The sequence below is a fragment of the Desulfatitalea alkaliphila genome (assembly GCF_022968795.1).
GTDB lineage: Bacteria > Desulfobacterota > Desulfobacteria > Desulfobacterales > Desulfosarcinaceae > Desulfatitalea > Desulfatitalea alkaliphila.
Window position 1 is genome coordinate 284883 of sequence record NZ_JALJRB010000001.1, and the last position, 19724, is coordinate 304606.

A 19724-nucleotide genomic window follows, 5' to 3' on the forward strand; every position below is an offset into this window, starting at 1 on the left:
GGAAACAGATGGATCCGTTACAGATCGGGCAATCGCGCCCCAGGGGAGATGCGGCGGCCAAGGTGGCCGGCCGGGAGCCTTATGCGGCCGACGCCTATCCGGACAACCGGCTGTGGGCCCGGGCCGTGCGGCCCGGTGTACCCAGCGGGCGGATCGTGGGCCTGGCCTGCGATGCGGCCCTGGCGGTGCCGGGCGTGGTGAAAGTGCTGCGGGCCGGGGATGTGCCCGGCAGCAATCGCCAGGGCATCGTTCACAAGGACATGCCGGTGCTGGCCGACGACCGGGTGCGCTGCTGCGCTGACGCGGTGGCCCTGGTGCTGGCCGAAAGCCCGGCGGCGGCGGCGGCCGGCGCCGCGGCTGTCGCGGTGGAGATCGAACCCTTGCCGGGGGTGTACGATCTGGATGCCGCTCTGGCCGAAGCGGCCCACCTGGTGCACGCCGACCGGCCCGGCAACCTGCTGGCCCGGGCCACCATCCGCAAGGGCGACGGCGCGGATCCCCTGGCCCGCTGCGATGTGGTTGTGGAGGGCACTTTCACCACGCCGGTGCAGGCCCACGCCTTCCTGGAAACCGAGAGCGGCGTGGCGCGCCTGCAGCCCGACGGCACCTTGTGGATGCAGGTCTCCACCCAATCGCCCTTCCGGGACCGGTTCGAAATCGGTCACGCCCTTTCGATCCCCTACGACCGCATCCATATCGAAGCGCCTTGTTTAGGCGGCGGCTTCGGCGGCAAGGACGGCGCCACGGTGCAGTGCCTGCTGGGGCTGGCGGCCCTGCATGCCGACGGCCGGCCGGTAAAAATGGTCTGGGACCGGGAGGAGAGCTTCGTGGCCGGCTACAAGCGGCACGCCTGCCGGCTGCACTACCGCCTGGGCGCCCGCCGGGACGGCACCTTGCAGGCCCTACACGCCCGCATCTGGTACGACACCGGGGCCTACGCCCACCTGGGGGCCGAGGTGATGGAGCTGGGCATGGAGCACGCCGCCGGCCCTTACCGCATCCCCCACGCCCTGATCGAGGGTTGGTGCGTTCACACCCACAACCCCACGGCCGGGGCCATGCGCGCCTTCGGCGTCTGCCAGGTGAGCTTCGCCTTCGAATCGATGATGGACCTGCTGGCCCAGCGGTTGGGCATGGATCCCCTGGCGCTGCGCACGGCCAACGCCCTGGTGCGTGGCGACACCAACTGTGCCGGTATACACTTGGAGACCTCCACGGGCATCAAAGCCTGCCTGGCGCAGGTGGCCCGCCATCCGCTGTGGCGGGAGCGGGAGATCTGGCGACGACAGGCACCGCCCTTCAAGCGCCGGGGGGTGGGGCTGGCGGCGGTGTTCAATGCCGCCGGGTACGGCGGCGGGGTGCGCGACGCGGCCATCGCCAAGATCGAGATGGATCCGACGGGACACTTCATCGTGCACAACGCCGTCAGCGACATGGGCCAGGGCAACAGCAGCGCCTTTATGCAGATGGCGGGGCATCTGCTGGGGCAGACCGCCGATCGGCTGCGGATCCGGCAGCCCGACACGCGCACGGCCTACCCCTCCGGCTCATCTTCGGCCGGCCGCACCACCTACACCTTCGGACGCGCGCTGACCTTTGCCTGCGAAACTTTGAAAAGCCGCTTGCTCAACCGGGCCGGCCTGATGCTGTTTTTGCAGGATGACGACGACCTGGTGCTCGAACCGGACCGGGTGCGCCACATCCCCACCGATCGCAGCGTCACCCTGGCGCAGTTGGGCGCCATGATGAGCGCCGAGGAGCGGGTCTGCCTGGGGCAGTTCGTGGCCCCCACCTGCAAGCCGGTGCCGGACACGGCCACGGGCTTTTTCATCGGCTTTCCCCATGTGATCTTCAGCTACAGCGCCCACCTGGCCCGGGTGGAGATCGACACCCTCAGCGGCGTCGTCCAGGTAACGAATTACCTGGCGGTCACCGACGGCGGCCATGTGATCAATCCGGCCATGTTCCATCAGCAAATCCAGGGGGGCGTGGCCCAAGGGATCGGCTATGCCCTGTACGAGGATTTCATCACGCACCATGGGCGGGTGCGAACGGAAGATTTCACCACCTACATCATCCCCGGCGCCCTGGACCTACCGGAAATCGTCTCCGTCGCCTGCGTCGAGGAAACCGAGGCGACCGGGCCCTTCGGCATGAAGGGCATCGGCGAAGTGGCGATGAACGGCCCCCTGCCGGCCATCGCCAATGGGGTGGCGGATGCCGGCATGGGGCGGATATGCCGAGCACCGTTGACGCCGGAACGGGTGTTGGACAACGGCGTTCGGGCGCCAGCGACGGCGCAACTTCAAAAATAAAATGGTGCGGCCCCCGGGCGGGGTCGATGCAGGCGGTTCGGCGGAGGTGGATCATGAACGATGAAAAGCAACAGGATGCGGGCGTGCCCGAAGGGCCGCCCGAAAAGAGCGCAGTGATCGCTTTCACCTTGAACGGGACAGCGGTAACCGTTCATGCAACGCCGGACCGGCGGGTGATCGATCTGCTGCGGGAGGATCTGGGGCTCACGGGCAGCAAGGAGGGCTGCGGCACCGGAGAGTGCGGCGCGTGCACCATCATGGTCGATGGCAGAACCCGGCTGGCCTGCCTGATGGTGGCGGCGCAGTTGGAAGGACGGACCGTCGAAACGGTGGAATCCTTGGCCGACAGCGACACGGGCCGCCGGGTGCGGGATGCCTTTGTGACCCATGGCGCAGTGCAGTGCGGCTACTGCACGCCCGGGATGGCCATGGCCGCCCTGGCCGTGGTGCGCGAATCACCCGAGGCGGACCGGCCCGCCATCCGGGAAGCGCTTTCGGGCAATCTGTGCCGCTGCACCGGCTATGTGCAAATCATCGATGCCGTGGTCCACGTCGCGTCGGAGGAACGATGAGGCCTGTTCTGTTTCCCACAACACTGGCAGCCTTGTTCGATATTGTCGAACACCAACCCGATGCCCGCCTGATGGCCGGCGGCACCGACCTGTTGGTACGCCTGCGCCAAGGCCCTGCCGACCGGCGTCCGCTGATCTGCCTGGAGCGCATGGCGCGGCTCAACGGCATCACCACCGAAAACAACACGGTGATCATCGGCGCCGCCACTCCCTTGTCCGCCATCATTGCGGATCCCCTGGTCCAGCGCCACTGCCCGCTGCTGGCCCGGGCCGCCGCCACCGTGGGCGGCCCGGCCATTCGCAACATGGCCACCCTGGGCGGCAACATCTGCACCGCTTCGCCGGCCGGCGACACCCTGCCGCCGCTCTACCTTCTGGACGCCCGGCTCGACCTGGCCGCGGCCCACGCAACGCGGCAGGTGCCCATCGCAGCCTTCATCACCGGCCCGGGTCGCACCGATCTGCGCTCCGGAGAACTACTGACCGCCATCCGCATCCCCATGGCCGAGCGCTTCGGTCTGCAGCACTTTGAAAAGGTGGGCCGGCGCAACGCCCTGGCCATCGCCGTGGCCAGCCTGGCCGCCTTGATCCGCTTGACGCCGGGCGGCCGGGTGGCCGAAGCCCGCCTGGCCTGGGGCAGCGTGGGTCCCTGCGTGGTACGCTGCAGCGAAGCCGAAGCGCGGCTGACGGGCCGGCGTTTGACCAGCGAGACCCTGAGGGCCGCCGGCGCCGCCGCCCGCGCGGCGGTGACGCCCATCGACGACATCCGCGCCACGACCGCTTACCGCCGCGACCTGGTCGCCAACCTGCCGCTGCGCCTCGGCGCGGCGACATGAGATCGCCCGGTGATCCCCGAATCAACCGTGCACGCGGATGAATTGCATCCCGAACATCCAAGACCCACGAGGAGATAGCAGAGATCATGAGCATTGAAATCCGATTGATGCAGGCCGCCGACGCCCCGCGCGTGGTGGATCTTTACCGCGCCGTTTACGGCGACGACTATCCTGTCAAAAGCGTCTACGACCCCGCGGCGATCCTGGCCGCCCAGGAGGCCGGCGATTTTTACCGCATACTGGCCTTCGCGGACGACCAACTGGTGGGCCAGAGCGCGATATACCGTTCCGGAACACCCAACCCCGATCTCTACGAATCCGGCCAGGGGATCGTACTGCCGGCATATCGCAACCAGGGCGTCATCGAACAGCTCTTGCGCATCGGCCAGGACACCGTTTACCCGTCGATAGGCATTCATCAGCTCTGGGGCGAAGCGGTTTGCAACCATGTCTTCATGCAGAAAATGATCACCAAACTGGGTTGGGAATCCACCGGCATCGAGATCGACCTGATGCCGGCCGCCGCCTATACCAAGGAGAAAAGCAGCAACGGCCGGGTTTCCACCGTAGTGGCCTTCAAGGTGGCGGATCCCGAAATGCGCAACGTCCATCTGCCGGCCGCCTACGAAGAACTGCTTGCGTGGCTCTACCAGCCCTTGAGTCTGCCGCGGCGATTCGTCCGCGGAACGCCTTCCCTGCCGACCGACAACGCCACCGCGGTTGACGAGCAGGTATTCAGCGACGCCGCCGTGGCCCGCTTGACCTTCACCTCCCTGGGCAGCGATTTTAGCAACTGCCTGCAATCCCGGGAGCGGACCGCCGTGGCGCAAGGGTGCACCGTGCTGCAAGCCTTTCTCGACCTGGGAGATCCGGCGGTCGGCGCCGCCGCGACGACTTTGCGCGGGCAAGGCTATTTCCTGGGAGGGCTATTGCCGTGCTGGTACGGCGGAGACGGGCTGTTGCTGCAAAAAATATTGCATACCCCGAACATCGAGGGCATCCACCTCGACGGCGAGCGAAGCCACCAAATCCTGGATCGGATCCTGGCCGATCAGGCGACGGTGGGGCCCTCCGCCGCCTGAAACACTACCGGAAAACAATCTCAGAGCAAAATAAATAAGAAAGAAAATCGAAAAAAAGGGTCCCGGCCGACGGCCGGGACCCATCAGAACGGGCAAGGGGAGGATCTATCCCTGCGCCTCTTTTTCCAGCTCATCCAGTTTGGCGGGATCCGAAACGGCGATGTCCACGAGGGCCTTGGGGATGGAACTCTGCTCGCACATCGTTCGAATCTCCTTCTCCTGATCGCTGAACTCCATGATTTCGCGAATGGAGTCGATGTACTCCAGCATGGCCTCCGGCTCGATGTCTTCCAGGGCCGGCCCTTCGGCCTCCTTCTTCTTGCGCGCGGCCTCTTCTTCGGCCAGGCGCTGCTTCTCCTTCAGCTCCTCTTCCATGGCCTTGTTGACGGCCTCGATGACCCCCTTGTCCACTTTGGCCATCTCCAGGATCAAGGCTTCAGCGACGTTGTTGTCGATCAAGTGCCGCACTTTTTCTTCATCGGTCTTGTCCGCCACCTTTTCCAGCAACGCGGCCACGCGTGCCCGCTCCGCACGCTCCTTCTCGATCTGCGCGATCACCTCTTTGAGCTTCTCCTCGGTAATACCCATCGCGCTGATGATAACCGAGTGATCGATTTCTTCTTCCACCAGCAGCCGGATGCCTTCATCGCCCGGCAGGGCTTTGGCCTTGGCGATCAGCAGATCGAGCTTGGTCTTCACCAAAATGGCGACCACATCCGCGCGGCGTTCCGCGCTGTTGAGTTCAAACCAGGTGCTACCGAGGCTGTCAATGAGCTTGGTGGTGGCAACATAGGGGTCAATCACATCTTCCAAGGAAAGCGTCGATACGGCGGCGTTGAAGTCTTTGAGCAGCGGCTTTTTGACCTCACGGGCGCGATCCACGGCAAACCGCAATTTGATCAGATTGCCGCCATGACGTGAAACATTGTATCCTGCCTCGTCCAGACCCTTCGCAATCTGCTTTATCGCTGCTTCCGGATGGCTCCCCGACAGAAGCTGCGACTCGTGCTGCAGGATTTGTTCCTCCATGGACAGCCAAAGCGGCCTTTTCCCCTTTTTGTCGTTGCTCGCCATTGTTCACACTCCTTTTTAATGGGTTTCGTGAATATGCATGTCCTTGTTACTGGATGTCGGCCGTAAGCAAGCCGTTGCTGCCGTTTTGCGCGCGCACAAGCGCACCCCCCACGGTTCAGGCCGAACCCTATAAAGACCCCCGGTGTGAGTCAAGAAAAAAGCAGCGCTGTATATTTCCTCTAATTGACATACTGGCAGGTGGCTGTTACGTTTTTTAATCGGCTTCCGACATGTTTGCCTGTCCCCTTTTGTCATTGCCACCACCCCCACTGCGGCGCGGGCCTATGAATGTGATTGGTTTCATTCGCGACAACGCCTCCCTGGTCCTGGCATATACAGGCAACCATATCGCCTTGGTGCTGGTGGTGCTTGCACTGTCCTTGGGTTTGTGGATCTCGACGGGGTTGCTCATCAGCCGCCATGAACGCCTGGCCGGCGCCGTCATCGGCCTGGGCAATGTGATCTTCTGCATTCCGAGCATTTCCCTGTTCGGCCTGTTCATGAGCGTTCCCGGCCTGGGCCTGGGCCGTAGAACCGCCACCCTCGTATTGGTCCTTTATGCCATGATGCCGCTGGTCCGCAGCGTGCACGCCGGCATCCGTTCGGTGGACGGCACCGTAGTGGACGCCGGCAAAGGCATGGGCATGACCGGCCTGCAACTTCTGCTCAAAATTCAGGTGCCCATGGCCTGGCCGGCGGTTTTCGCCGGCATCCGGGTCACGGTGGTGTTGATCACGGGCATTGCCACCATGGCCACCTTCATCGGCGAGCGCAATCTGGGACGGCTGATCCACCAGGGCATCACCCGCGGCGATGCGGAGATGATCATCGCCGGGGCCCTGATCGTATCGGTGATCGCGCTGGCGCTGGACTACGCAATGGGCCGCATGGAACGTATCATTATATCGCCCGGCTTGCAGGTTCAGGGCGGAGAAAGGCCGCGGGTCGGCGCATGATTCAACTCGAACAGGTCAGCAAGACGTTCCGCGGCAGCCGGCAGCCGGCGGTGGACCGGATCACGCTGCGGGTGAAGCAGGGCGATATCTGCGTGCTGGTGGGCCCTTCGGGCTGCGGCAAAACCACCCTCCTGCGCATGATCAACCGGCTGGTGGAGCCGGACGACGGCATGATCACCGTTGACGGCCGGTCCATCGCACAGATGGATCCACCGACGCTGCGGCGCACCATCGGCTATGTGATCCAGCAGGTGGGGTTGCTGCCCCACCGCACCATTGCGCAAAACATCGCTCTGGTACCGGAACTGCTCAAGTGGCCACGGGAGAAGACAGCGCGGCGGGTTGCGGCGTTGCTTGAAATGATGGACCTGGATCCGGGCGAGGTGGGCCACAAATACCCCCATCAATTGAGCGGCGGGCAGGCGCAGCGTGTCGGTGTGGCCCGGGCCCTGGCGGCCGATCCACCCATCATGCTGATGGACGAGCCATTTGCCGCCGTGGATCCCATCGTCCGGGTGCGTTTGCAGGACCAATTGCTGCGGTTGCAGCAAACCATGCAAAAGACCATCTGCTTTGTCACCCACGACATCAATGAAGCGATCAAGCTGGGCGACCACCTGGTGGTTTTAAAAGCGGGCCGCATGGTCCAGTCCGGCACCCCCCTGGACATATTGACCCAGCCGGAGAATGATTTTGTCCTGCGCCTGCTGGGAGACGACCGGGGTGTCAAGATCCTGGACCAGACCCGCGCCGAGACCCTGATGGATCCCTTCGCCGATGCTGCGGCACAAGCCGCGGCCAACGGGCACCGGGTCCAGGCCATCGACCCGGTAAAAATCGCCCTGGAACGGATGATGCTGATGAACACCGACGAAATTACGGTTTGCGAGGGTGCCCGGCCGGTCGGCCTGCTGCGTTGGAACGCGATCAAGGCGCACGTCCACCGGATCAGCGGCGGTGCATCATGAACTTCGACACGACACTGTTTCTACAAGCCCTGCTGCACCGCGCCCCCGGGCACATTGCCGAACACCTGCAACTGGTCCTGATCCCATTGACCCTGGCCGTGTTGATTGCCATGCCCGCGGGGATACTGCTGACCCGGCCGGCCTACCGCCGCCAAGCTGAGCGGGTCATGTCGGTGTTCAACGCCGGCCAGACCATCCCGCCCCTGGCGGTGATCGCCCTTTTCTTTCCTTTCATGGGGTTGGGCTACGGGCCGGCCGTGCTGGCCTTGACCATTTACGCCCTTTTGCCCATTGCCAGGAACACCGTCGCGGCCATTGCTTCCGTTCCCGAGGAGGTGAAGGAGGCGGCGCGAGGGATGGGCATGACCCCCGGGGAAATTTTCTTCCGCGTGGAACTGCCGTTGAGCATTCCCACCATTATGACCGGCATCAAAACGGCGGCGGTACTGACGGTCAGCACCGCCGTGCTGGCGGCCCTGGTCGGCGGCAAGGGAATGGGCGCCATCATTTTCGCGGGTATCCATTTTTTTCGTTTCGAGCTGGTGCTGGCCGGCACGCTCTACATCGGCATCATGGCCATCTCGCTGGAGCGCGGGCTGGCGCTGCTGGAACGGAAACTGACGCCGCCCCATCTGAAATCCGCCCGGCGCAGGGGCACCATTTAGGCAAGCGCAAAAAACACACCTATTGAGCGCCCGGATGGCTTCGAGAAGGTGAACTGGTCTTTGCGTGCGCCCAAATAATGAAGAAAGGAATTCCCATGAAACCTTTGCACAAATGTTTGGCCGCCTGCCTGCCGCTGTTGCTGCTGCTTCTCGCCGGCTGCGGCAACGGCGAACGCGCTTCCGATGACCGTCCCGAACTCAAGATCGCCGCTGCCGCGGAGTGGACCGAGCGTTCCGACGGCCTGCGCGGTTTCCAGGAACACTACGGGTTTGCATTTCCGGAAATCGCGGTGGTGGACCTGGGCCTGGCTTACCAGGCGGTGGGCACCGGCCTGGCCCATGTCGGTGTCGGCGACGCCACCGAAGGCCGCATCGCGCGCTACGATCTGGTGATCCTCGACGATGACCAGGGCTTTTTTCCGGCCTACAATCCGGCACCGGTGGTGCGGGCGGAAATACTGGTCATCTATCCCGAACTGGCCGACATCCTCAAGCAGTTGTCATCCCGCCTGACGCTTGAAACCCTGGTGCAACTCAACAAACAGGTTTCCATCGACAAGCTCATGCCCCAACAGGTGGCGCAGGAATGGCTCATCGCACAAGACTTGATCCATGAGCAGCAGCAGGACACCGATACCGCCAGGCAGACCCCCATCGTCGTCGGCGGCAAGACCTTCACGGAAGCGCTGACCCTGGGCTACCTGACCAAGTATCTGCTGGAAGACCGCGGCTACAAGGTCGTCGATGAGATCGGGCTGGGCGAGGTGGCCGTCATCACACCGGCCCTTTTTGCCGGTCGTATCGATCTGTACTGGGAGTACACCGGCACCGGACTGATGAATGTCATGGGCCATGACCGTGTGGTCTCCGATCCGCAAACCTGCTGGGAATTGGTACGGGACTGGTACATGGAAAACCACAACGTGGTCTGGCTGGACTACGCACCCGCCAACAACACCTTTGTTCTTTTCACCTCCCGTGAGCTGCATGCAAAGCACGGTTGGCGCACCGTCTCCGATCTGGCAGCCTATGTGAACCGCGCACCGCAGTGAACGATCCAGCGCCGGTTGTGTTCGCGGAACGGCGGTGGGGCGGACTTCCGCCGGCGCGCCCGCTTGAATCTGGGGCCGGCTGCCGGCTTCAGCCCTCCATAGGTGATGGTGTTCAACTGCAACACGACGGGTGCCGGCGCGCGAACCGGCCGGCGTCGGTCACCACCGCCGTGATGGTCGGCATCATGCGGCGGCGCACATAACGGGTACGATCCAGCAGGACGACGAGCACCACGCCGGCGGCCAAACCGGCGCCACCCATCAGCACGGCTCCGGCGGTTTCGTTCCACCCCATGGGCTGCGCCAGCCAAAGACCGGCAAACGCGCCGCACAGCAGCAGCAACACCGGCATGAGATAGAAGATGAACGCCCCTTTGAGCAATTCCGATGTCCGCAAACGAATCTTCACCATATCGCCCGTGCGCGCGTTGATCGGGTTGGCCACACGGCTCTCCATCTTGGAAACCGTCAGACAGGAACGACATGCATCGCCAGCGCCGGTGTGGCACCCGCCGCAAGCACCTGTGCGATTCGTCATCACGATGGCCCAGCCGTCACTATGATGTTTCCGTACGATCCCTATTTGTTCGGCCATAATCCCTCCCTTCGGCGACGTACCCGGCAATTGGACACTGCCCCGAAAAATCGGCAGCATCAGTGGCCATCCATCGCCCTCTTCACAACGCCATGGCCGTCTTTGTCTCAAATGATCGACCTTCGGCTCTAACAAAACAACCTAAGCACTGTTGGGTTGAAGTGAAGCGATACGGCGTGGATACCAAGGATTCCGGCACCCCTTCGGCCGGCATTATGCCAGGCAAACAGGTGCGGTGGGTGCTGAAGGAGTGTCCCGCAAACGAATCCGACCTCGGGTTTCTAAGAATGCGAGCTATTTTCCATCAAAGGTGTAAAGTTTTCATGGAGTGGCACCGATAGGGAAAGAGCAGTGCCCATAATTTGCCTGGGCATAAGACATTGCATTTTATGGGGTTTTGGGGGAATTAATAGGGGGGGGGCAGGACTCGCCGGCATGGATAGCGACCCACCCGGTTAGGCTTCTACTTTTGCAAGGACATCGATTAAGGAGAGGAGGTTGTATGCATTCGAAACAGCGCGTCTACGGTTTATGGATCTGTCTGCTGTCACTGATGGTGATGTGCACGGTCAATGTGGCTGCCGCCAACAAAGTGGTGGTGGTGGTTGGGGTGGGCAACACCAGTTACCAGAACATCGGCTCCATCGAACCCATCATCCAAGGGATTCAAGATGGATTGAAGACCAAGCGCATCACCCCTGAGATCCAGTTCACGGAGCTGGTCGGCTTGGGCTCGGACGGGGCCAGGGCCGCGGTCGGCAGCGCGGCCATCGCCAGGGCCAAGGTGAGCAACCCGGATCTGATCATCACCTTGACCGATGATTGCTTGAAGTTCGTCGGTTCTCGAATCGATGATATTCCAGTGGTTTTCACCTTCATCGCCAACATGCCCGAAGCCCTGGGATTGCCCAAGAAGAACGTCACCGGCGTTCTATTCCGCAGCTACGCCCCGGACACCTTCGGCTTGGCGCGCAAGTTGATGGGTGTATCGTCGGTCACCTTTTTCACCAAGGACAGCCCGGCCATGCAAGCATCGGCCGGATTGCTGCGGGCCAATGCCGGAGCGCTCGAGCAAGGCACCGGGGTCCGCTTGGTGGATGCGCATCTGTTGGAAACTTTCCGCGACTGGGTGGATGCAACCAAGAAAACGACCACCGGCATGATATATCTGGGCGATACGAGCCGCATCGATCGCAACGGATATCCGGTCAGCGACAGGGAACTGGTCCATTGGACGGTACGCAATGCCACGGTACCGGTCATTGGGGCCGCGGAGAAGGATGTCGAAGCCGGCGCGCTGTTTGCCGTTGTTCCGTCGGGCAGGGCCATGGGCCTGCTGACGGCCAACACCGCTCTGAAAGTGTTGGGCGGCGCATCGCCCGCCGACCTTTCGTACACCACCAACACCCAGGGGGAGCTGGTGGTCAACATCTCGACCGCCCGCCGCTACAACCTGGTCCTGCCGGAAGCGCTCTTGGCCTCCGCCCGGATATACGAATAACGCACACAAGCGATGGGCCCGAGGCCGCCCGCCCGGTGGGCGGCCTCCCACCCGCTTTCCAGGCCGCCTTGAGCAGGTTTGCAGCCAAAGGTCCATGGTTTTTGTGCACCCTGCAGTGGTCTTCACGGAACGATACGTCCAGCACCGGTGCAGGCTGTTTTCGATGCCCCAATTATCTCTGATGGGTTTTGCGATTGTAAAGGCCCGGTTTTCGAGGCTGGAAATGAAACAGGACGGTGTTTTCGTGAAGCGCGTCAAAGCCCACGATTCCCCCCGGTAACCCTTGGAAATACGATCAATAATAGCTCCCGCACCTACCCACGCAGCCGGATAAATGCCAAATCGCACATGTTTGTGGAAACTCGAGGAGAGCCGGTACGCTTTAGCCGGATGCACCGCTTTTAAACGCGTGTGCGCTTCCCATACCAAGACTACATGCGATGGCTCTGGGAATGTCACAGCTATAGTTTGCGCAAATCCCTGCAACCTGATACTTTAATGTGCTATAAATTGTTCGTATGTCTTTTATAACCATCGCCACTGCCTCGGGATTCGACCCAGGGGGCCGCGCTGCATTCTGATCGATGCCGACCCTTAAAACAGCCGTTTCAAACCATTACCAGGCAACACATCCTCTACAGCCGCCGAGCCAATCACTGGCCGGACGCAAAAAGGAAAGGAGTTGTGATCATGACGGATAAAAATAACAAACCCACCACCAACGATGCAGGCAACCCTGTTTCCAGCGACGAGTTTTCCCTTTCTGTAGGCGCCGACGGTCCCATTCTACTCCAGGACCACTACCTCCTCGAGCAGATGGCCAACTTCAACCGGGAGATGATTCCGGACCGCCAGCCCCATGCCAAGGGCTCGGGGGCCTTCGGCCACTTCGAGGTGACCAAGGATGTCAGCGCCTACACCAAGGCGGTCCTATTCCAGCCGGGGACGAAGACGGACGTGCTGGCCCGTTTCTCCACCGTGGCCGGCGAGAGCGGCAGCCCCGACACCTGGCGGGACGTGCGCGGGTTTGCGCTCAAGTTCTACACCCCCGAAGGCAACTACGACATGGTGGGCAACAACACGCCGGTGTTCTTCGTGCGCGATCCCATGAAGTTCCAGCATTTCATCCATTCGCAGAAGCGCCGCGCGGACAACGGGCTGCGGGACAACGACATGCAGTGGGACTTCTGGACCCTGTCGCCGGAAACCGCCCACCAGGTGACCATCCTGATGAGCGATCGCGGCGTGCCCCGCAGCTATCGGCACATGAACGGCTACACCAGCCACACCTACATGTGGGTCAACGCCAAAGGCGAGCGCTTCTGGGTGAAGTACCATTTCAAGACCGACCAGGGCATCGAGTTTCTCACCCAGGAGGAGGCCGACCGGATTGCCGGCGCGGATGCCGACTACCATCGGCGAGACCTTTTCGATGCGATCAAGCGTGGCGACCACCCCAGCTGGACCCTCAAGGTGCAGATCATGCCCTTCGCCGAAGCCGCCACCTACCGTTTCAACCCCTTCGATCTGACCAAGGTGTGGCCCCACAACGACTATCCGCTGCACGAAGTCGGCCGTTTGACCCTGACCCGCAACCCCAGCGATTTCCACACGGAGATCGAACAGGCGGCCTTCGAGCCCAACAGCTTCGTCCCGGGGATCGGACCGAGCCCGGACAAAATGTTGCTGGCCCGCCTGTTCTCCTACGCCGACGCCCACCGGGCCCGCCTTGGCGTCAACTACAAACAGATCCCGGTCAACCGGCCGGTCAGCCCGGTGCACAGCTACAGCAAGGGCGGCACGATGCGGGTCGAAAACGTCCGCGATCCGGTGTACGCACCCAACTCCAAGGGCGGCCCCAAGGCCGACCCTGAGCGCTATCCCGAACAGGCTGTCTGGCAAGCCGACGGTGACTTTGTCCGTGCGGCCTATACGCTGCGCAAAGACGATGACGATTGGGGGCAGCCCGGCACCCTGGTACGCAAGGTGATGGATGACGCGCAGCGGGATCGCCTGGTGGCCAACGTGGTGGGCAATCTCAAAGGCGGCGTGTCCGAACCGGTGCTGGCGCGCGCCTTGGAATATTGGCGCAACATCGACAAAGAGGTCGGCGATCGTATTGCCAAGGGCGTGAAAGAGGGCTGATCGCAGCACGCTTGCAGCACATCCCAGAGAATCAATACCATGAACCGCAACCGTGACGGCGGCGGCCTCGTGCCGCCGCCGTCACGGTGCTTCACCCCATGCCCCAGCCGCAATCCCTTTCCATGGTCATCGCGAAGAAGCCGATAAGGGTGCAATGCCGGCTTGCATGGCACCCGACAATCGGCACTCGATATGGGCAAAAGAATGCGCGCACACTGTTTGCAACACGTCCCTTTTGAAGGGCCCGGCTGTATTGCACCTTGGCTTGAATCCAACGGGTACCGGCGGACCCATACCCGCTTTTTCGAAGCCATGGATGTGCCGAAGGCCGAGGAGATCGATCTGCTCGTCATCATGGGCGGCCCGATGAGTGTGAACGATGAAGACCAATTCCCCTGGCTTGCTTTGGAAAAACATTTTGTTCGCGCGGTGATCGCCGCCGAAAAACCTGTCCTGGGCATATGCCTGGGCGCTCAGGTCATCGCAAACGCCATGGGCGCCAAAGTCTATCCCAATCGTGAAAAAGAGATCGGCTGGTTTCCCGTCCAGGGGGTCCATCCGACGGCAGGCGACCGCTTTGCTTTCCCACCCTCCCAGACGGTGTTTCATTGGCACGGAGAGACATTTGATTTGCCGCCGGGCGCGATACGGCTCGCAACCAGCCAAGGTTGCGAGAACCAGGCCTTTCAGCTCGGCAAGCGGGTCCTTGGATTGCAGTTTCATCTTGAGACAACGCCGGCCCTGGTGACGGAACTGGTTGCCCATTGTGGCGACGAATTGGTGCCATCGAAATATGTACAGACCGCCGAAGCGCTGCTATCATCGGCAGGCCCGGATCGTTACACCGCCATGAACGGCCTGATGGGCCGTATCCTTGCTTATCTGGTGCGAAGCGATGGGTAAGCGGCGCTATCATCCATGGCTCGATAGGCAATGCGGCCGGATCAACGATGCCCTCCGGCGCCATTGTTGCGGCGGCACCACGGTTTGCGCTATAGTCCCGCCCCGTGAACCTGAATTCGTGACCATGCCTATCCAACACATTGTCGATCCGGTCCATCGCCTTGCCGAGGGCGGCGCCCCTTGTCCGCCGCCCGGGCCGTGGTCAAGGGCCCGTGGAAGAACCCCATGAATATTCTGCTGTTGATCGTCCCCATCTTGATGTTGTTGATGTTTTCCCTCGGGCTGGACCTGCGGCCCGCGGATTTTGCACGGGTCGTGCGAGGACCGCGGGCGGCGCTGATCGGGTTGACGGCCCAGATGTTCGGTTTGCCCCTGGTGGCCTTCCTGGTGGCCGCGCTGCTGGGCTTGCCGCCTGTTTTAGCCGTGGGGCTGGTGCTGTTGGCGGCCTGTCCCGGCGGTGCCAGCAGCAATGCCTTCACCATGCTGGCACGGGGGGATGTGGCGCTGTCGGTCAGTCTGACCGCCGTCACCAGCGTGATGACCGTGTTGACCATCCCGATGGTGGTGAACCTGGCCATGGGACACTGGATGACCACCGATGCGGGGTTACGCCTGCCCCTGGGACCGGTGCTCGGCCAGAACGCAGTCACCATCTTGCTGCCCATCGGCGCGGGGATGCTGCTGCGGACCCGGCGCGCGAAGTTGGCCGACCGGTGGGGCGACCTGCTGCGCAAAGCCGCCCTGCCGCTACTGCTGGTGATGATCGCCATCTTCATGGTGCAGCAAAGAGCGGTGCTGCTGGCCGGCGTGACCACGGTGGCCCTGGCCACGCTCCTGCTCATCGCCGCCACCATGGCGCTGGGCGCCTTTCTGGGGTGGGCGGGACGCCTGCGGGAGACGGCCCGGCGGGCCATTCTAATCGAAGTGGGGATGCAGAACGCGGCCCAGGCGATGGCCGTCGCCGCCAGTCCGTTTCTGCTGGCCGACGGAGCTTACGCGATCCCCGCGGTGGTTTATGCGGTCACCATGAATGGCGTACTGCTGGGCTACCTGGCATGGTTGCGCCACCGGGCACCCAAGCTCGGCATGCTGTACGGGTGCCGCGGATGAACTTCGACCTTGGACAAATCCGTCCCGGCTCAGCGGCGGCCTGGTGGCTGGCCATCCGCCCGCTGACCTTGCCGGCCTCCATGGCCCCGGTGCTTCTTGGCTGGGCGCTGGCGGCCTACCAGTCAACGGCTCCCGTCGATCTCGCTTTCGCCTGCCTTGCCGTGGCCGGGTTGCTGCAGATCGCCGCCAACTTGGCCAACGATTACGGCGACGCCCGCAGCGGGGTGGACGGCACCGACCGCCTGGGGCCCATCCGCGTGACCCAAAGCGGCCTGCTTTCCCGGCGCCAGGTACTTGCGGGGTTGATGTTGTGCATGGCGCTGGCCGCGGCCGCCGGCATGTACGCCGTGGCACAGACCGGCTGGTGGCTGTTGCTGCTCGGCGCGGTCTGCATGGTGGCGGCCCTGGCCTACACCGCCGGTCCCTGGCCCCTTTCCCGCATCGGCATGGGCGAGGTGGCGGCACTGGTGTTTTTCGGGCCGGTGGCCTGCACGGGAACTTACGCGACGCTGACAGGCACAACCACGCCCGCGGCCTGGTGCGCCGGGTTCGTGCCGGGGTTGCACGCCGCAGCGATCATGGCGGTCAACAACCTGCGCGACATCACCGGCGACCGCCGCGCCGGCAAACAGACCCTGGCCGTATGCCTGGGCGAAGACCGTGCGCGCCGGCTGGCCATGGGACTGTTGCTCCTGGGCAACCTGACGGTCACGCCCCTGGCCTTGACCACCGTCCATCGGGCGCTGTGGGCGAGCCTGGCACTGGCCCCCCTGAGCCTGCCCCTGCTGCGGGCCATGCACTTTACGCCCCGGTCGGCCGAGCTCAACAAAGTCCTGGCGCGCACGGGGCGCTGGGCGCTGCTGACCTGTCTGGTCATCGCCGCCCTTCTGCACCAACCGTTCTATCCAAGCAGTGGTTAAAGCGGAATCGGGATCGTAGTGACTGAAATGGTTCTTGGCATGTTGAAGTGACAACTAGTCAACAATGAAACAGCGTCCCCTCGATTCTCGATGCCGCCTAATTCATGCGCATTCCGCCGCAGACATTGATGGCCTGGCAGGTGATGTTGGCCGCCAGATCCGAGCACAGGAAAAGGGCCGTGTGGCCGATGTCTTCACCGCTTTGAAAACGGCGCAGGGGAATGGATTTGCGCACGTTTTCCTGTAACAGAGCTTCGTCCTTGCCGGAGTATCGGGCCATTTGCTGGATCAGTCTACCGCCCTGCTTTTCGCCCAAGCGGGTGATGACGACCCCCGGACAGATGCCGTTGACATTGATGTTGTGACGCGCGGCCGCCAGTCCGATGCTCTGGGTCAGGCCCATGAGCCCGAATTTCGAGGCTGAGTAGTGGGAGAAGAAGTCGCTGCCCATTCGCGAGGAGGCCGACAGGACGTTCACGATTTTGCCTTGGCGGCGCGGGATCATCTGTTTGAGGACCGCCTGGCAGCAGTTGTTCACACCGACCAGGTTGACTTCCAATATTTTGCGGAACTCGTCGTCGGTGGTTTCCATGTAGGGCTTGCTCACCATGATGCCGGCACTGTTGATCAGATGATCGATTTTGCCGTCCTTTTCCACGATGCGTTCCACGAGCGCGGCAATCCGATCCTTGCGGGTGACATCCAGTTCAACCGCTTCCACGGCAAAGCCCTCGCTTAGCAACGGAGCGGCTGTGGCCTGCGCGTCCTCCCATTCCAGGTCGGCGGCGTACACCTTGGCGCCCGCCTGTGCGAACACATTGGCGATGCCGCCGCCGATGCCGCCGCCGGCGCCGGTCACCAGAGTCACTCGGTCTGTCATTTCCAGGGTGATCATCCCAACCTTCTCCTTTTTTGCTTGATGGGAGCATTGATTGCACAACCGGTCAGTGCCTTGCCCCTAAATCTGCCAGGCGGCATCGGCCCCTTCGGTGGTGGCTTCGATGATGCGGCGCGGTTCCCGGGCGTCGCCGATCACGAAATGGCGGATGCCTTTGCGCACCAGGATCTCCTTGAGGGCCTGGCGCGGCGTGACCCCTACCGCCACGATCACCTGGCCCACCGGCGCCAGCCGTTGTTCTTCCCCGCCGGTGGAGACGATCACGGCCCCTTCTTCGATCCGCTCCACCGTGGTGCCGAACATCAAGCGGGCGCCGGCGGCAGCCAGGCGGCGGTGCAGCATGGTGCCGTGGGCGGAAATCGGCCGTACCGGCGGTTTGGCTTGCATTTCCACGAGGGTCACATTGCGGATTCCCTGCTGGCAGAGAAAATCGGCGGTCTCCATGCCCATCAGGCCGCCGCCGATGACGACCGCATCATCCCGGGGCGCCACCTCTCCGTTGAGGATCTGCCAGGCGTCACAAACCACCGACATGGTGATGCCCTGCGCCGGGCAATCGGCCTTGTCCGCGCCGCTGGCCAGGATGACCACCTCGGGATCGCCCTGATTGATCATCGCCTCGGTCACTTCCGTAGCGGTGTGCACTTCCACCCCCCTTTTGGCGGCACGAGCCGCCAGGGTGCGGACCCACTTGCCGTAAGCCGATTTGTGGGGTGCGTTTTCCGCGTAGCGGATCTGCCCCCCGATCTGCGCCTCCTTTTCGAAAAGGGTGACCTTGTGGCCCAGGCGGGCGGCTTCATCGGCGGCGGTCAGGCCGGCCGGTCCGCCGCCGATCACCCAGACCCTGCGGGGCGTTTGCGCCGTTTGGGTGGGATAGATCAACTCCTGTCCCGTTTCCACGTTGATGGCGCAGCGGACCGGCTTGCCCTCCAATGCTTCACGCTCGATGCAGCCCTGGTTGCAGGCCAGACATTCGAAGGTCTCTTCCGGGCGGCCCTCGCGAGCGTTAATCAAAAAGTCGGGGTCCGCCAGGTGTTGGCGGCCGACGGCCACGAGATCGGCATCGCCGCGGGCGATCACCTCATCCATGAGGAAGGGATCGGTGTAACGGCCGACGGTGATGACCGGCACGCCGGCCACCGCCTTGATCTTGCGGGCCAGGTGGGCCTTGAATCCCGGTTCGTACTCGATGGGCGCGCTGGGATTGGGCGTGTCGATGTACTTGTCGGCGCGGCCGTGGGTGCCGAAGGAGACATGCAACAGGTCGGCGCCGGCCGCCACCAGATCAGGGATGATGGTCAGCATGTCCTCGATGGTGTAGCCACCCTGCAGGCCCTCCTCGCCGGAAATGCGCAGCGAGATGGGAAAGTCTTCGCCCACCTGCCGCCGCACCTCCGCCAGACATTCGCGCATGAAGCGGGAGCGGGCATGGAAATCCCCGCCGTAGGCATCGGTGCGCTGATTGGAAAAGGCGGAGAGAAACTGCATGAGAAGATACCCGTGGGCCCCGTGCAGCTCCACGGCATCGAACCCCGCCGCCTTGGCCCGACGGGCGCCATCGCCGAAGGCGCGGATGGTTTGTTGGATCTCCTCGATCGTCATTTCGCGCGGGGTGGCGATGAAGCCGAACATAAAACTGCCCAAGGCCGAAGGAGCCACCGCCGTCTTCTTGCGCGTCTGATACAGGCTTTCGCGGCCGCAGTGGTGCAGCTGCATGGCGATTTTGCCGCCGGCCGCATGAACGATGTCCGCCATTTGGCGCAGGCCGGGAATGAACTTGTCGTCCCAGATGGCCAGGCAGGAGGGGGTCACCGCGCCCAGCGGATCGATCTCGGTGATCTCGGTGATGTAAAGCCCGGCGCCACTGCGGGCGCGGCGCCGCAGATAGGCCAGATTGGCCTCGCTGACCGTGCCGTCGTTGTTGCCCAGGCCGGTGCCCATGGGCGGCATCACGACCCGATTGGCGATTTCCAATGATTTGATCCGGATCGGCGTCAGCAAATGTTCGAGTGTTTTCATGTTTTCATCTCCGACTAGGCAAGGTTGTTCAAGGCTGAATTTGCGTGTGGACAATTACAACGTACGTTGTTATACAAAAAACGTGGCATGTCAACAAACTTGCACATTGCGAT

The 19724-nt window shown here is 62.8% G+C and carries 17 protein-coding genes; 13 read left to right on the forward strand and 4 right to left on the reverse strand.

What is annotated here, in order from left to right; all coding sequences use genetic code 11:
- Positions 1–8: 8 nt before the first annotated feature.
- The 4 genes from MRX98_RS01225 (at position 9) to MRX98_RS01240 (ending at position 4805) form a co-directional block, all read left to right on the forward strand.
- Positions 9–2315: a xanthine dehydrogenase family protein molybdopterin-binding subunit gene (locus MRX98_RS01225; protein ID WP_246902311.1), complete on the forward strand. Its 2307-nt coding sequence runs from the start codon at positions 9–11 to the stop codon at positions 2313–2315.
- 53 nt (positions 2316–2368) lie between these two features.
- Complete coding sequence (locus MRX98_RS01230) at positions 2369–2887, forward strand: (2Fe-2S)-binding protein (protein WP_246902312.1); 519 nt, start codon at positions 2369–2371, stop codon at positions 2885–2887.
- Positions 2884–3723: an FAD binding domain-containing protein gene (locus tag MRX98_RS01235; RefSeq protein WP_246902313.1), complete on the forward strand. Its 840-nt coding sequence runs from the start codon at positions 2884–2886 to the stop codon at positions 3721–3723. Before MRX98_RS01230 ends, MRX98_RS01235 begins: the two co-directional genes overlap by 4 nt.
- Before the next feature lie 86 nt (positions 3724–3809).
- The gene (locus tag MRX98_RS01240; RefSeq protein WP_246902314.1) at positions 3810–4805 is read left to right on the forward strand and encodes a GNAT family N-acetyltransferase; all 996 of its coding nucleotides are present in this window, start codon (positions 3810–3812) and stop codon (positions 4803–4805) included.
- Between the two features lie 105 nt (positions 4806–4910).
- Here the strand turns inward: MRX98_RS01240 and MRX98_RS01245 are convergent, their stop codons facing one another.
- Positions 4911–5879, reverse strand: coding sequence for a hypothetical protein (locus MRX98_RS01245; RefSeq protein ID WP_246902315.1), 969 nt, complete (start codon positions 5877–5879; stop codon positions 4911–4913).
- Between the two features lie 284 nt (positions 5880–6163).
- Between MRX98_RS01245 and MRX98_RS01250 the strand changes: the two genes are divergently transcribed.
- The 4 genes from MRX98_RS01250 to MRX98_RS01265 all read left to right on the forward strand — a co-directional run bounded on the left by MRX98_RS01250 (position 6164) and on the right by MRX98_RS01265 (position 9520).
- Positions 6164–6835: an ABC transporter permease gene (locus MRX98_RS01250; RefSeq protein WP_246902317.1), complete on the forward strand. Its 672-nt coding sequence runs from the start codon at positions 6164–6166 to the stop codon at positions 6833–6835.
- Positions 6832–7803, forward strand: coding sequence for an ABC transporter ATP-binding protein (locus MRX98_RS01255; RefSeq protein ID WP_246902319.1), 972 nt, complete (start codon positions 6832–6834; stop codon positions 7801–7803). The genes MRX98_RS01250 and MRX98_RS01255 overlap by 4 nt, the downstream gene beginning before the upstream one ends.
- The gene (locus MRX98_RS01260; RefSeq protein ID WP_246902322.1) at positions 7800–8468 is read left to right on the forward strand and encodes an ABC transporter permease; all 669 of its coding nucleotides are present in this window, start codon (positions 7800–7802) and stop codon (positions 8466–8468) included. Before MRX98_RS01255 ends, MRX98_RS01260 begins: the two co-directional genes overlap by 4 nt.
- 95 nt (positions 8469–8563) lie before the next feature.
- Positions 8564–9520 carry a glycine betaine ABC transporter substrate-binding protein gene (locus MRX98_RS01265; RefSeq protein WP_246902323.1) on the forward strand — a complete coding sequence of 319 codons (957 nt, stop codon included), beginning with the start codon at positions 8564–8566 and terminating at the stop codon, positions 9518–9520.
- Positions 9521–9632: 112 nt separating this feature from the next.
- Here MRX98_RS01265 and MRX98_RS01270 read toward each other — a convergent pair whose 3' ends face one another.
- The gene (locus MRX98_RS01270; RefSeq protein WP_343217718.1) at positions 9633–10175 is read right to left on the reverse strand and encodes a SoxR reducing system RseC family protein; all 543 of its coding nucleotides are present in this window, start codon (positions 10173–10175) and stop codon (positions 9633–9635) included.
- Between the two features lie 442 nt (positions 10176–10617).
- On the opposite strand from MRX98_RS01270, the gene MRX98_RS01275 reads away from it, so the two are divergent.
- The 5 genes from MRX98_RS01275 (at position 10618) to menA (ending at position 16694) form a co-directional block, all read left to right on the forward strand.
- On the forward strand, positions 10618–11616 hold the full coding sequence (locus tag MRX98_RS01275; protein WP_246902326.1) for an ABC transporter substrate-binding protein: 999 nt from the start codon (positions 10618–10620) through the stop codon (positions 11614–11616).
- Positions 11617–12306: 690 nt separating this feature from the next.
- A complete protein-coding gene (locus MRX98_RS01280; protein ID WP_246902328.1) occupies positions 12307–13761 on the forward strand; it encodes a catalase in 1455 nt (484 codons plus the stop codon).
- Between the two features lie 204 nt (positions 13762–13965).
- Entirely contained in the window at positions 13966–14664 is a 699-nt protein-coding gene (locus MRX98_RS01285; RefSeq protein ID WP_343217719.1) for a type 1 glutamine amidotransferase, read from the forward strand.
- A 225-nt stretch (positions 14665–14889) separates the two neighbouring features.
- Positions 14890–15774 (forward strand): bile acid:sodium symporter family protein, encoded by an 885-nt coding sequence (locus MRX98_RS01290; protein WP_246902331.1) that lies wholly within the window; start codon positions 14890–14892, stop codon positions 15772–15774.
- Positions 15771–16694 carry a 1,4-dihydroxy-2-naphthoate octaprenyltransferase gene (menA, locus tag MRX98_RS01295; protein WP_246902332.1) on the forward strand — a complete coding sequence of 308 codons (924 nt, stop codon included), beginning with the start codon at positions 15771–15773 and terminating at the stop codon, positions 16692–16694. Before MRX98_RS01290 ends, menA begins: the two co-directional genes overlap by 4 nt.
- A 97-nt stretch (positions 16695–16791) precedes the next feature.
- Here menA and MRX98_RS01300 read toward each other — a convergent pair whose 3' ends face one another.
- Positions 16792–17589 (reverse strand): SDR family NAD(P)-dependent oxidoreductase, encoded by a 798-nt coding sequence (locus MRX98_RS01300; protein ID WP_246902333.1) that lies wholly within the window; start codon positions 17587–17589, stop codon positions 16792–16794.
- Between the two features lie 63 nt (positions 17590–17652).
- Entirely contained in the window at positions 17653–19611 is a 1959-nt protein-coding gene (locus MRX98_RS01305; RefSeq protein ID WP_246902334.1) for an oxidoreductase, read from the reverse strand.
- Positions 19612–19724 lie beyond the last annotated feature (113 nt).